At 64.9% G+C, this 12,091-nt stretch carries 12 protein-coding genes; 6 read left to right on the top strand and 6 right to left on the bottom strand.

Translation table 11 applies throughout. The features are described from left to right. The first annotated feature begins 138 nt into the window (after positions 1-138). Genes O7B34_RS18340 through O7B34_RS18350 form a run of 3 tightly spaced genes read left to right on the top strand, consistent with a single transcriptional unit; the run spans position 139 to position 5,401 of the window. A complete protein-coding gene (locus O7B34_RS18340; RefSeq protein ID WP_337147364.1) occupies positions 139-4,254 on the top strand; it encodes a Pls/PosA family non-ribosomal peptide synthetase in 4,116 nt (1,371 codons plus the stop codon). 59 nt (positions 4,255-4,313) lie between these two features. Beyond that, complete coding sequence (locus tag O7B34_RS18345; protein ID WP_337147583.1) at positions 4,314-4,760, top strand: GNAT family N-acetyltransferase; 447 nt, start codon at positions 4,314-4,316, stop codon at positions 4,758-4,760. Beyond that, positions 4,757-5,401, top strand: coding sequence for a 4'-phosphopantetheinyl transferase family protein (locus O7B34_RS18350; protein WP_337147365.1), 645 nt, complete (start codon positions 4,757-4,759; stop codon positions 5,399-5,401). Before O7B34_RS18345 ends, O7B34_RS18350 begins: the two co-directional genes overlap by 4 nt. An 8-nt stretch (positions 5,402-5,409) precedes the next feature. On the opposite strand, the gene O7B34_RS18355 is transcribed toward O7B34_RS18350, so the two are convergent. The 3 genes from O7B34_RS18355 to O7B34_RS18365 form a co-directional block, all read right to left on the bottom strand. Then, positions 5,410-6,510, bottom strand: coding sequence for a KamA family radical SAM protein (locus tag O7B34_RS18355; RefSeq protein ID WP_337147366.1), 1,101 nt, complete (start codon positions 6,508-6,510; stop codon positions 5,410-5,412). 263 nt (positions 6,511-6,773) lie between these two features. Continuing rightward, on the bottom strand, positions 6,774-7,670 hold the full coding sequence (locus O7B34_RS18360; RefSeq protein ID WP_337147368.1) for an NmrA family NAD(P)-binding protein: 897 nt from the start codon (positions 7,668-7,670) through the stop codon (positions 6,774-6,776). Continuing rightward, positions 7,667-7,849, bottom strand: a complete 183-nt coding sequence (locus tag O7B34_RS18365) for a DUF1127 domain-containing protein (RefSeq protein WP_337147369.1) — start codon at positions 7,847-7,849, stop codon at positions 7,667-7,669. The genes O7B34_RS18360 and O7B34_RS18365 overlap by 4 nt, the downstream gene beginning before the upstream one ends. Before the next feature lie 215 nt (positions 7,850-8,064). On the opposite strand from O7B34_RS18365, the gene O7B34_RS18370 reads away from it, so the two are divergent. Further along, the gene (locus O7B34_RS18370) at positions 8,065-8,976 is read left to right on the top strand and encodes a transcriptional regulator GcvA (protein WP_337140119.1); all 912 of its coding nucleotides are present in this window, start codon (positions 8,065-8,067) and stop codon (positions 8,974-8,976) included. A gap of 72 nt (positions 8,977-9,048) precedes the next feature. Here the strand turns inward: O7B34_RS18370 and O7B34_RS18375 are convergent, their stop codons facing one another. Beyond that, on the bottom strand, positions 9,049-9,501 hold the full coding sequence (locus O7B34_RS18375) for a winged helix-turn-helix transcriptional regulator (protein ID WP_337147370.1): 453 nt from the start codon (positions 9,499-9,501) through the stop codon (positions 9,049-9,051). 114 nt (positions 9,502-9,615) lie between these two features. Here O7B34_RS18375 and O7B34_RS18380 point away from each other — a divergent pair, with 114 nt between their 5' ends. Further along, positions 9,616-9,912 (top strand): YciI family protein, encoded by a 297-nt coding sequence (locus tag O7B34_RS18380; RefSeq protein ID WP_337147371.1) that lies wholly within the window; start codon positions 9,616-9,618, stop codon positions 9,910-9,912. A gap of 50 nt (positions 9,913-9,962) precedes the next feature. After that, positions 9,963-10,778: an oxidoreductase gene (locus O7B34_RS18385; protein ID WP_337147372.1), complete on the top strand. Its 816-nt coding sequence runs from the start codon at positions 9,963-9,965 to the stop codon at positions 10,776-10,778. 171 nt (positions 10,779-10,949) lie between these two features. On the opposite strand, the gene O7B34_RS18390 is transcribed toward O7B34_RS18385, so the two are convergent. Together O7B34_RS18390 and O7B34_RS18395 are read right to left on the bottom strand one after the other, a co-directional pair. Beyond that, on the bottom strand, positions 10,950-11,162 hold the full coding sequence (locus tag O7B34_RS18390) for a tautomerase family protein (RefSeq protein WP_027144271.1): 213 nt from the start codon (positions 11,160-11,162) through the stop codon (positions 10,950-10,952). Between the two features lie 76 nt (positions 11,163-11,238). Continuing rightward, positions 11,239-11,994, bottom strand: a complete 756-nt coding sequence (locus O7B34_RS18395) for an SDR family oxidoreductase (RefSeq protein WP_337147373.1) — start codon at positions 11,992-11,994, stop codon at positions 11,239-11,241. Positions 11,995-12,091 lie beyond the last annotated feature (97 nt).

The following is a 12,091-nucleotide window of genomic DNA, read 5'->3' on the forward strand; positions in this document are numbered from 1 at the left end:
ATTTTGGAAGCTTCGGTCATTCCACCTCCATCAACAACGACCAAATTGCAGCGGCGGCACAGCCGACAATGCCTGCTCGCGCGGCGGCATGATCGAGATGTGCCTGTGAAAGCTTTGCCAGGACGAGAAAGTTTGGAAATGGACCACGGTATCGATATCGCCGAACTGGACAGGGAAGCGGCAAGATCGGGCGGAGAGCCCGAGACCAGCCCCGACAGCGCCGATGCGCTTGCGGGAATTGCCTCCGGAGCGCGCAGCCAGGTCCTGGTGGGTGCCGATTTTGCCCGCGCAGGTCAGCCGGGCGAGCGGCTCGACAAGGTCTTCGAGCAACTCGCCGAAACATTCGCCACGCTGCCGGCGGTGATCTCGGAGGGCCGCGGCTGGACCTATCAGGAGCTGGATAGCCGTGCCAACCAGTTCGCCCGCCTGCTGGTCAAGCGCGGCGTGCGGCCGGGTCACCGGGTCGGCCTCATCCTCGACCGGTCCGCGGAAACCTATGTGGCCCTGCTCGCCGTGGTCAAGGCGGGCGCCGCCTTCGTGCCGCTGGCCACCGCCTTTCCCGAAGAGCGCATGGCGCTCATCATCGAAGATGCCAGTGTCAGCCTGATCGTCACCATCGCCACCTATGCATCGCGGGCCGACCAGCTGCCGGTTCCGCATCTGTTGATCGACAGCGCCGCCGCCGAAATATCAGCCCAGTCCGACGCGCCGCTGAAGCCGCACAACGCGCCGGCCGCCACTGCGATCGAAGACATCTGCTACATCCTCTATACGTCGGGCACGACCGGTCGGCCCAAGGGCGTGGCCATCCGCCACCAGAGCTTCGTCAACTTCATCCGCGTCGCCGCCGCGTCCTACGGCTACCGGCCGGGCGATCGCGTCTACCAGGGCATGACCATCGCCTTCGACTTTTCCTCCGAGGAGATCTGGGTGCCGTTCGTCGCCGGCGCGACCGTCGTGCCAGCACCCGGCCAGATGCCTCTGGTGGGCGAAGAGCTCGCCGATTTCCTGCGCCATCACGACATCACCTGCATGGCCTGCAGCCCGACGCTTCTGTCGTCGATGACGTCGGACGTGCCCAGCCTGCGCACGCTGCTGGTGGGCGGCGAGGCCTGCCCCCACAATCTGGTGGCGCGCTGGTCGAAGCCCGGCCGGCAGATCCTCAATACCTATGGCCCGACCGAGGCGACCGTCACGGCAACAATGGGTGCGCTGACGCCGGACCGGCCGGTGACGATCGGCGCGCCGCTGCCCACCTATTCGATCGTCATTCTCGACCCTTCGCTGCCGCAACTTGCCGAACCTGGTGAACTGGGCGAGATCGGCATTGCCGGCATCGGCCTGGCCGTCGGCTATCTCAACAGGCCGGACCTGACCGAACAGAAGTTCATCGCCGATTTCCTCGGCCTGCCGAACAACCCGTCCAAGCGCATCTACCGCACCGGCGACCTTGGCCGGATCAACGACGCCGGCGAGATCGAGTATGCCGGGCGCATCGACACCCAGGTGAAGATCCGCGGCTATCGCATTGAACTCGGCGAGATCGAGGCCGTGCTGCTGGACCAGCCTGAAATCGCGCAGGCCGCCGTCACCACCTGGGAGATCGAGCCCGGCCGCGTCGAGCTCGTTGCCTATTACGCGCCCAAGGCCGGCCAGCCGGCGCTCTCGCGCGCCGACATCGCCCAGACGATGAAGCGGCGGCTGCCGGATTACATGGTGCCCTCCTATCTCGAGGAACTGCCGGCGATCCCGATGACGGTCTCCAACAAGGTCGATCTTCGCCAGCTTCCCAAACCGACGACCGTACGGCTTTCGGCCGACCGCGCCATGGTGCCGCCCGGCAATGACGACGAGCGTTTCCTGGCCGACGCGCTATGCGCCGTGCTGAGATTCGACGACGTGTCCGTCGAGGACAATTTCTTCGACGATCTCGGCGCCAACTCGCTGCTCATGGCGCATTTCTGCGCCCGCGTGCGCACCCGCAAGGAATGGGCGACGACGTCCATGCGCGACATCTATCTCTATCCAACCGTGGCGCGCCTGGCCAAGCACCTGAGCGTGGCGGAAGAGATGACGACGGCCACCAACGAGCCCGTTCTCACCCGCCAGGCGTCCAACCTCGCCTACTGGACCTGCGGCGCGGCGCAGCTGCTGTTTTACGCACTCTACAGCTACGTGGCGCTGTGGGCGGTCAATGACGGCCTCAACTGGGTCTATGACACGCTCGACGACCCGCTTCAGCTATATGTCAGGTGCGTGGTGCTCTCGGCCGGCGTGTTCTTCGGCATGTCGGGCTTCGCCGTTGCCGCCAAATGGGTGCTGGTCGGCCGCTGGAAGGCGGAAGTGTTCCCGATCTGGGGCCTGCGCTATTATCGCTTCTGGGTGGTCAAGACCTTGATCCGCACGGCACCTGTCGTGCTGTTCCGCGGAAGCCCGCTCTACAGCCTGTACCTGCAGCTTCTGGGAACCAGGATCGGCAAGAACGTGGTCATCGAATCCCGTGCCGTGCCCGTGTGCACGGACCTGATTTCGATCGGCGACCGTACGATCCTGCGCAAGGAATCGCTGATCCTCGGCTATCGCGCCCAGGCCGGCTATATCCACACCGGGCCGCTGACCATCGGCCGTGACGCTTTCGTCGGCGTCGGCTGCACGCTCGACATCGACACCGCGATCGGCGACGGCGGGCAGCTCGGCCATTCCTCCTCGCTCCAGCGCGGGCAAAGCATCCCGGACGGCGAACACTGGCATGGATCGCCGGCGGTGCCGACCACGGCGGACTATTGCAAGGTGCGCAACGTCAACCCTCCCCGCATTCGGCGTTTCCTCTACGAAGCCGTGCAGCTGATAGGGCTGTTTGCCATCGTCACCCCGCTGCCGCTTTTGTTCCACAGCTATTGGGAGAATGTCGGCGACGACTATCAGGAGACGATCGGCATCGTGGCGATCGGCACTACGGTCACGCTTTTCGGCTACATCGCCGCGGCCTTCCTCGCCGCCACGGTGGTGCCGCGCCTGTTCAGCCTGATCCTGAAACCCGGCCGCACCTACACGCTTTACGGCTTCCGCTACTGGCTGCAGACGGTTGCCGAGTTCTCGAGCAACTCGCGCGTGCTCGGGCTGCTGTTCGGCGACAGCTCGGCCATCGTCCACTACATGAGCGCCATCGGCTGGAACCTCAACAAGGTGGTGCAGACCGGCTCCAATTTCGGCTCCAACCAGCAGCACGAAAACCCGCTGCTCTGCGAGATTGGCACCGAGACCATGGTGTCGGACGGGCTTTTCATGATCAACATGCACAAGTCCGCCTCCGCGTTCCGGCTCGAGCCGACGCGGATCGGCGAGCGCAACTATCTCGGCAACAATATCTACTATCCGCCGGATGGACGCACGGGCGACAACGTCCTGCTCGGCACCAAGGTGATGGTCCCGATCGACGGGCCGTTGCGCGAGAATGTCGGCCTTCTGGGCTCGCCGCCCTTTGAAATCCCGCGCATGGTGAACCGCGACAAGGAACTCATCGCCGGCATCGACGAGGCAGACCGGCGCCAGCGCATCCCGCTCAAGAACCGTCACAATCTGGTGACGATCCTCCTGTTCATGGCCACGCAATGGGTCATGCTGTTCGCCACGCTGGCGATCTGGGACCGGGCGCTCAACTATTACACCGAATGGGCGGAAATCGCCCTCTTCGCGGCGGTGCTTTTGACCTCGGCGATCACCATTCCGTTCTACATCTTCGTCGAGCGGGCAAGCCTTGGTTTCCGCAGGCTGAAGCCGCGGATAACGACGATCTACGACGTCACCTTCTGGCGCCATGAGCGCCACTGGAAGCTCGCGGATTCGCCTATCGTGCGCCTTTTCGCCGGCACGCCGTTCCGGCCGATGATCCTGCGCATGCTGGGCGTCAAGGTGGGCAAGCGCGTCTATGACGGCGGCGCCAACCTGACCGAGCGTTCGCTGGTGGAGATTGGCGACGATGTCACGCTCAACGAGGGCTGCGTCATCCAGGCCCATTCGCTGGAGGAAGGCGCGTTCAAGTCCGATTTCATCCGCATCGGCGATGGCTGCACGCTCGGGCCGTCCGCCTTTGTCCATTACGGCGTCGTGATGGGCAAGGGATCGATGGTCGATGCCGATTCCTTCGTGATGAAGGGCGAAGAGCTGGAGCCCAACTCCATCTGGCGCGGCAACCCGGCCAAGCTGCACCGGTTCGTCGAGCCGATCATGGAAGACGGCTCCAGGGCGTCCTGACGCTTGAGCCCGATATCATCGGAGGCTACGTGGCAGAGCGATCGGAAGGCACGGTGGACATCCGTATCGCTCCCGTGACCAAGGCCAATCGCGCTTTGGTCACCGCGTTGCAGCTGGCGCCGGAGCAGATGGATTTCGTCGCCAGCAATGCGGACTCCCTGCGCGAAGCCAGATCCGATCGGGACGCGCGGCCGCGCGCGGTGACGGCCGGGGCCCAGCTTGTCGGATTCCTGATGTACGAGGCGCCACGGGACGACGACGAGGCGCGCATCTACCGTTTCATGATCGACCGCGCCTGGCAGGGCCGGGGCTACGGCAAGGCCGCGCTGCGGGCGGTGCTGGAGGAAATCCGCGGGCTCGGCCACATCAGGCACGTGTCGATATGCTACGAACCGGAGAACGAGGCGGCACGGCGGCTCTATCGCAGCGCCGGTTTCGTCGAGGAGGGGCTCGACGAGGACGGCGAAATGATCGCCGATCTCGTCCTCCCGGCCGGCGACCGATGACGCCATCAGCCGATCCGTCCGAGGAAATCGCCCTGGCGCGCGCCATGGCCGCCATGGCCCCGGCCGGGGTCCGCACCGGTTGCCGGATCATCCGCGACGGCGACGAAGTCCATCTGTTGCCGGCGGAGGCAGGCTCGATCCCCGCACGCCAGCCGGCCATGCGGCGGGCCAGTGGCGCGGCGCGCTGGATCGCGCACCGGCTGCTCGCGGACGTCGGTTTCGACGGTTTCGCCCTCTTGCGCACTCCATCAGGTGCACCCGCCTGGCCGGAGGGGATAACGGGCTCGCTCGCGCATGACGATGACATGGCGGTGGCGGCGGTCGCGCCCGTTGCCGGCATCGGCTCGCTCGGCATCGACGTCGAGCCGGCGCTGCCCCTGCCCGATGACATTTTCTCGCTCGTAGCCATTCCCGCCGACCGGATGGGTGCAGCAGACCGGCAGCTTGCCGGCCGCATCCTCTTCGCCGCCAAGGAAGCGGTCTACAAGGCTGCCTATCCGCTGGATCGCGAAGTGCTGGGCTATGAGGATATCGCCGTGGACCTTGAAACCGGCCACGCGACGACGAGCATCGGCCGCAAGGTCAGCATCGCATACTGCATCGCCCCGCGCGTGGTCGTGGTGGCGTTTATTGCAAAATAGGCATCGGCCTATTCGCCAACCACCTCGCGATAATCCCTCACCTCCCCATCCAGCCCGCGTATCCGCCAGCTCTGCCCGTCCTGCCCCTCGACATGGCAAGGTCCGAGCGGCACCTTGCCTCCCCCATCCGGCAGGTCGATGACATAGACCGGATTGCAGATGCCCGACAGGCGCGCGCGCAGCGCTTCCACCAGCGCCTGGCCCTCGGAGATCGTGGTGCGCCGGTGCGCCATGCCACGCGCCAGATCGCCATGGTGCAGGTAATAAGGTTTGACGCCCAGTCGGTACATCAGCTCGCGGCAGAGCTCTTCCAGCACCTCGACCGTATCGTTGACGCCTTTGAGCAGAACGCTCTGGTTGAGCAGCACGAACCCCGCCTGCCGCAAGGTGCGGCAAGCCGCTTCGGTGGCATCGGTGATCTCCCGAGCGTGGTTGAAGTGGGTGACCACCGTGACCATCAGCCGGCCCTGCAGCGCCGCGACGAGCCCTGGCGTGATGCGCGAAGGCAACGCCACCGGCACACGCGTGTGGATGCGCAACAGCCGCACATGGGGGATGGTCTCGATGCGGGCACGGATTTCGGCAAGCGCCGCATCGGGCAGCGACAGCGGATCGCCGCCGGTCAGGATCACCTCGCGGATTTCGGGGTGGCCGGCGATATAGGCCAGCGCCGGCTCCAGCGCCTCGCGCGTATAGCCCCGGCCGATCGAGGTCAGCGATTCCTTGCGGAAGCAGAACCGGCAATAGACCGCGCATTGATAGGTCGGGAATAAAAGCACTCGGTCGGCATGGCGATGCGTCAGGCGAGGCACCGGGCTGAACTGGTGATCGGCGATCGGGTCGCCGAGCTCGCCCTCCGCCTCGTCCAATTCCCCAGGCGACGGGATCACCTGCGCCCGGATCGGATCGGCGGGATCGTTCCAGTCGATCAGGTCGAGATAGCTCTTTGGCGCGCGCACCTTGTGGAGCGTGGCGGCGGCTTGCGCGGCTTCACGTTCGGCCGGCGAGAGCGGCAAGGAGGCGAGGTCGCGCACATGGCGCACGCCGGCGCGGACGTCGTCCTGCCAAGCGGCGTCGGCGGCGCGGGTTGCATCTTTGAGGTTTGGCATCGGGCGTCTCGGGCTGTTCGCGCGGACCTATCGGCTGGATGGGCTGTCGGGTCAACCGCTGTAGCAACGCCAACCATGTCCGCCGCGCTCTACGGCGCTCCCGGACATCCCCCTCAAAAGAGGGGAGATCGGATGTCGCGACGGCCTTCGCCAATCTCCAAATTTACAAGGGGAACGCCGGCGCCCGAGCTGCCAATCTCCCCCCTTGAGGGGGAGATGTCCGGCAGGACAGAGGGGGGCGCCGTAGAGCACCGCCTTTGCCTTCACAACCTCCGCCCACCCGCGCCCGCCATAGACACAAAGGCGCTTTCTATGTTTTCGAACCTCAGTTCCGGATAGAGCGTCCCGGCTTCAGGCGTGGCCATCTCCAGCGCGGTCTCGCCGCGGATCCAGAACGCGCGCAGCAACCCAAGGCCGGGAACCGCCGCGATCAGCGCCTCAAGCTCCTCGGCGCTCATCTGCTTGACGCGCGGCGAGCGGCCGCTCACCCGGCGCCACAACTCGATCATCGCGCTCTGCGTGATCTTGTTCTGCGCGATCCGGATTTCGCCGCGAACGGCGTCCGGATCCTCCAGCGCGCGCATTGTGACCGCCGCGATATCCTTCTCGCTGACAAACGTCGCCGGCACATTGCCGTCGCCATAAAGCGTCACCTCGTCGGGCGGCAACGGCGACGAGCCGAAGCGCGTCAGGTCGCCCAGTGTCGCCACCCAGGTCGAGAAGAAGCCGTTGGTGTAGATCACCGTATAGGGCAGGTCGGCCTCCCGGACCGCGTCGAAGACGGCCCGCTTGATGTCGAGCGGTTCGATAGAGCCGGGTGCGGCGGCCGCAAAGTCGAGGCCGAAGCCGGCGGACGGCACATAGCGGGAGACGCCGGCATCCCTGACGGCGCGCACCAGCGTCATTTCGCTGGCCGATCCGACATGCACCGAGCTGATGACACGATCGACCTTGCCGACGGCGCGCACAAGGCTGTCGTAGTCGTCGAGATCGCCGACATGCACCGTGGCGCCCAATTCCTTGAGCGGGCGCATCCGCGCTTCATTGACTGATGTGGTCGACCGGACGAGGACATGGAGGCTGTCGCCATTGCGCGCGCTGGCCTTCGCCATCTCGCTGCCGAGAAGTCCAGTCGCGCCGATGATCAATGTGCTGGTCATATCCCCCTCCCATTGCCAAGGACGGAACCGTCCCAGTCGCGTTCGAGGCCAATGTCATGCAAACGGCGATCGGAAAGCCGGGAGATCTGGCGCAGCGTGCGGCGGCGCTCGAACGCTGCCGCGCTTCGCATGGCAAGGCCGCTCACCACGGTGCCGATGGGTCGAAGGGTCAAGGTCATGATCCGTCTCCTGTGTTTCACTGGGCGCAAGCCTGCCGATGTCGCCCGGGCGGGGCGAGCATGACGATTGCTCACACTTGTCTGGTCAATTCAGCGCATCGATGAACCGGAAGTCCGGTATGGATGCTTGGTACGCCTGAATATTGGGTCATTCGCGGCTGGACGACAAACGACTCTTTGTGCAGGATTTGTGAGCAACGCTCACAGGTCGAACCATGCCGCGCAGATTGCCGCCCCTCACCGCTTTGCCCGCCTTCGACGCGGCCGCGAGACATTTGAGTTTCTCCAAGGCCGCCGAAGAGCTCAACCTCACCCATGGCGCGGTCAGCCGCGCCATCCGCAACATCGAGGACAGGCTGGGCATCCAGCTCTTTGATCGCGGCACACGCTCCGTGCGCCTCACCGCTGTCGGCGCGGCCTATGCGGCGGAGGTCGGCAAGGCGCTCGACCAGATCGCCGCCGCCACCATCGCCGCCACGCCCGACCGCTCGACCCGCATCCTCAACGTCAGCACGTCGGACGGTTTCGCCGGCCGCTGGCTGGTGCCGAGGCTGCACCGCTTTCATCGCGCCAATCCCGACATCGACGTGCGGCTGGCGACCTCGGGCGTGCTGGCCGATTTCGTCAGCGACGGCATCGACATATCCATCCGCTACGGCCGTGGCGGCTATACCGGGGTGACGGCGGAATTCCTCGCCGATGAAGAGGTCTTCCCCGTCTGCAGTCCCGAACTCCTGGAAGGCGACCATCCGCTGCGGCAGCCCGGGGATTTGAGGCATCACAAGCTGATCCACGACGCCTTTCGCATCGACTGGGCGACATGGCTTGAACAGGCCGGCGTCGAAGGCATCGACCCCAAGCGCGGCGTGCGCTTCGATTCCGCCACCTTCGCCGTCGAGGCCGCGGTGCATGGCGAAGGCGTGCTGCTCGGCCGCAGCGCGCTGGTTTCGGCCGATCTCGCGGCAGGCCGGCTGGTCCGGCCCTTCGACCTCGCGTTGAAATCAGCGGCCAGCTACTACGTCGTCTATCCCGAAGGCGCGCTGCGCCAGAAGAAGATCAGGGCCTTCCGCGACTGGCTGTTCGCCGAGATCGCGGTCGACTGGGTCGGCGCGAAGAAGAGCGGCTGATCCGAACGCTCACCTTCCCTCTCTTGCCGGCGAGATATCGCCGTCCGTTCGGAGCGGAGGCTGCGCAGCCAGTCAGTCCGACGGCTCGTCAGGCCGCTTGGGCATCACGATCTGGATGGGACGGCTGCCGATCGGCGCTCCGGTCCCGCGATCGATGCTGACCGGGTCGATTTCGGTTCCTGTCTCGGCGTCGAAGAACCGGGTGAAATCGCCGCCGCCGCGGTGCCTTGCCCCCCATGCGGCGAGCGAAAACAGCACGGGAAGCAAATCCTGACCCGCCTGGGTCAGCACATATTCATCGCGTGGCGGCCGCTCTGAATATCGCCGTTTCTCCAGCAATCCTTCCTCCGTCAGGGTTGCCAGCCGGCTGGCCAGCATCGTCGGGGCAATGCCGAGGTTCTTGCGAAATTCGTCGAAACGGCTGAGCCCCGCATGGGCGTCGCGCATGATCAGCATGCTCCACGTGTCGCCCACCGAGCCGAGGCTGCGGGCGATCAAACAGGGCTGGTTGGAAAGATTCTTCACGTCGATACCATTTTGATAGTGACTTACTACTAATTTGATAGTATCTGATCCCGCGAAGCCGTTCCACCGAAAAGTGAAGGTGACGGCCGGACCTCGCGCCGCTGGAGTTCCCAAATGAAGTTCTATCTGTGCAAGTACATCCCGCCCCGCGCCGACTTTCTCGCGACCATGACCGGCGACGAGCGGGAATGGATGAAGCAGCATGGCGCCTTTCTGGACGAGCTGCTCGATCGCGGACTGATCGTCGCCCATGGTCCGGTGATGGATCCAGGCGGCGGCTATGGCCTGTCGCTCTACCGGATCGCCGACGACCAGGACATCCAGGCGATAACCGCGCAAGATCCCATCGTGAGGAATGGCGCCGGCCATTACGAACATCACCCCATGCTTCACCTGAGCGTGCGCGGCTGACCCGTGCGTCAGCACAAGCGCCATGACCATGCATCTCGAAGGATATTGAAATGAGTACCAAAAATCGCGGCGTCGCCGTCGTCACCGGGGCAGCCGGCGGTATCGGGCTTGCAACGGCCAAGGCCCTTCTGTCGGCCGGCTACCGCGTCTTCGGCACGAGCCGGAAAGCCGCAGCCGGGTCGCCAGCCGGGATCACCATGCTGAGCTGCGACGTGACCGATGCGGACTCCGTCGCACGCATGGTGTCGGAGGTGATAAGCCAGGCCGGGCGCATCGACCTGCTCGTCAACAATGCCGGCAATGCACTGATCGCGGGTGCGGAAGAATCGTCGGTCGAACAGGCAAAGGCCCTCTTCGACGTCAACGTCTTCGGTCTCATCCGCGTCACAAACGAGGTGCTGCCGATCATGCGGCGCCAGGGCAGCGGCCGGATCGTCAACATCAGCTCGGTCGTCGGCTTTGTCCCCAGCCCGTTCAGCGCGCTCTACACTTCCACGAAACATGCCGTCGAGGGCTATTCCGAATCGCTGGATCATGAGGTCCGCCCCTTCGGTGTTCGCGTCCTGCTGGTCGAACCGGCTTTCACCCGCACCGCTCTCGATCACAATGCGACGAAGCCGGACAGGATGATGAGCGTCTATGATCAGGCGCGGGCAACGGCGACCGCGGTCTGGAACAGTGCGATCGAAGCCGGCGATGCTCCCGAGATCGTCGGCCAGGCGGTCGTCACCGCGGCCACCGCGACATTGCCGAAGCTGCGCTATCCCGCCAGCAAGCAGGCGCGCCGCCTGTACCTGCTGCGACGGTTCGTTCCCGCGAATGCTTTCGACAAAAGCCTTCGAAAACAGATGAACCTGCCGGCGTGACAAACGCCACCGTTCGGCGGGCCAGTTTTGAGACGCCGCCCTGAACGAAGCGAGACAGGTGGACAGCCAGGAGCTGCCCACCCGCCCCCCGCCACCATACCCCCACGAAGAGAGCGGACGTTGGTATGCGCGGCCACCAGTCGTCATATGGCGGGTATCGCGTTCGAAGGCCTATTCCTTGGCGCGAAAAGCTTCCGGCACGATGAAAACCTCGTCGGCGCGGCCATAGCCGCCGTCGGCGACTTCCTCCACCAGCACCATCGTGTAGGGCCGCACGCCTTCACCAAAAAAGTCGACGAACATGGCCGTCGTGCGATGGATGAGGTCTTCCTTCTGCGCCTTGGAGAGCGCCGCCTGTGGCATCTTGATGTTGGCGAATGGCATGATCGGTCCTTGTTTCTGGAGGTTGGTTTCAGGTTTTGGGATGGAGCAGGTCGGCAGGCAGCAGCGGCCTGCCGCCTCAGATCACGCCGCCATTGGCGCGGATGATCTGCCCATTGACCCAGCCACTGTCCGGTCCGGCCAGGAACGAGACCACGCCGGCAATGTCGTCGGGCTGGCCGAGCCTGCCGAGCGGGATCATTTTGGCGGTGGCCTCGATCTGCGCCGCGCTCTTGCCGTCTGTGAACAGCGCCGTCTCGACCGGCCCGGGCGCCACCGCGTTGACGGTGATGCCGCGCGCGCCAAGCTCCTTGGCCAGGATATGCGTCATCGCCTCGACGGCCGCCTTGGTGGCGGCATAGACGCCGTAACCCGGCTGGTAGAGGCCAACGACGCTGCTGGAGAAGTTGACGATGCGGCCGCCATCGCGAAGGCGTTTTGCGCCTTCGCGCATGCCACGGAACACGCCGGCGAGATTGATCGCGACCTGGGTGTCGAAGAAGGCGTCATCGGCCTGCGCGATCGGCGAAAGCTTCATGATGCCGGCATTGTTGATAAGGATGTCGATGCCGCCGAACGCCTTCTCGCCGGCGTCGAAAAGGCTGGCGATGCCGGCCGGATCGGCGATGTCGGCCTGCACGGCGATCGCCTTGCCGCCATCGGCTTCGATGGCGCGCACCAGCGCCTCGGCCTCCGCGTGTCCCCGCGCATAATTGACGACGACGGCGATACCGTCGCCGGCCAGCCGCCGCGCGATCGCCGCACTGATGCCCTTGGAGGCGCCAGTCACGATCGCCGCCCTGGTTTGTCCCGTACTTGTTTGGTCAGATGTCATGGAAGTCTCTCCGTTTTCTCGGTGAGACGGATATAGGCGAGGCCAATTTCCGGATAATCATCCGCGACTTGACATCACTATTCGGAAACTGCGAACA

It is taken from the genome of Mesorhizobium sp. Cs1299R1N3 (genome assembly GCF_037179625.1).
GTDB classification, from domain to species: domain Bacteria; phylum Pseudomonadota; class Alphaproteobacteria; order Rhizobiales; family Rhizobiaceae; genus Mesorhizobium; species Mesorhizobium salmacidum.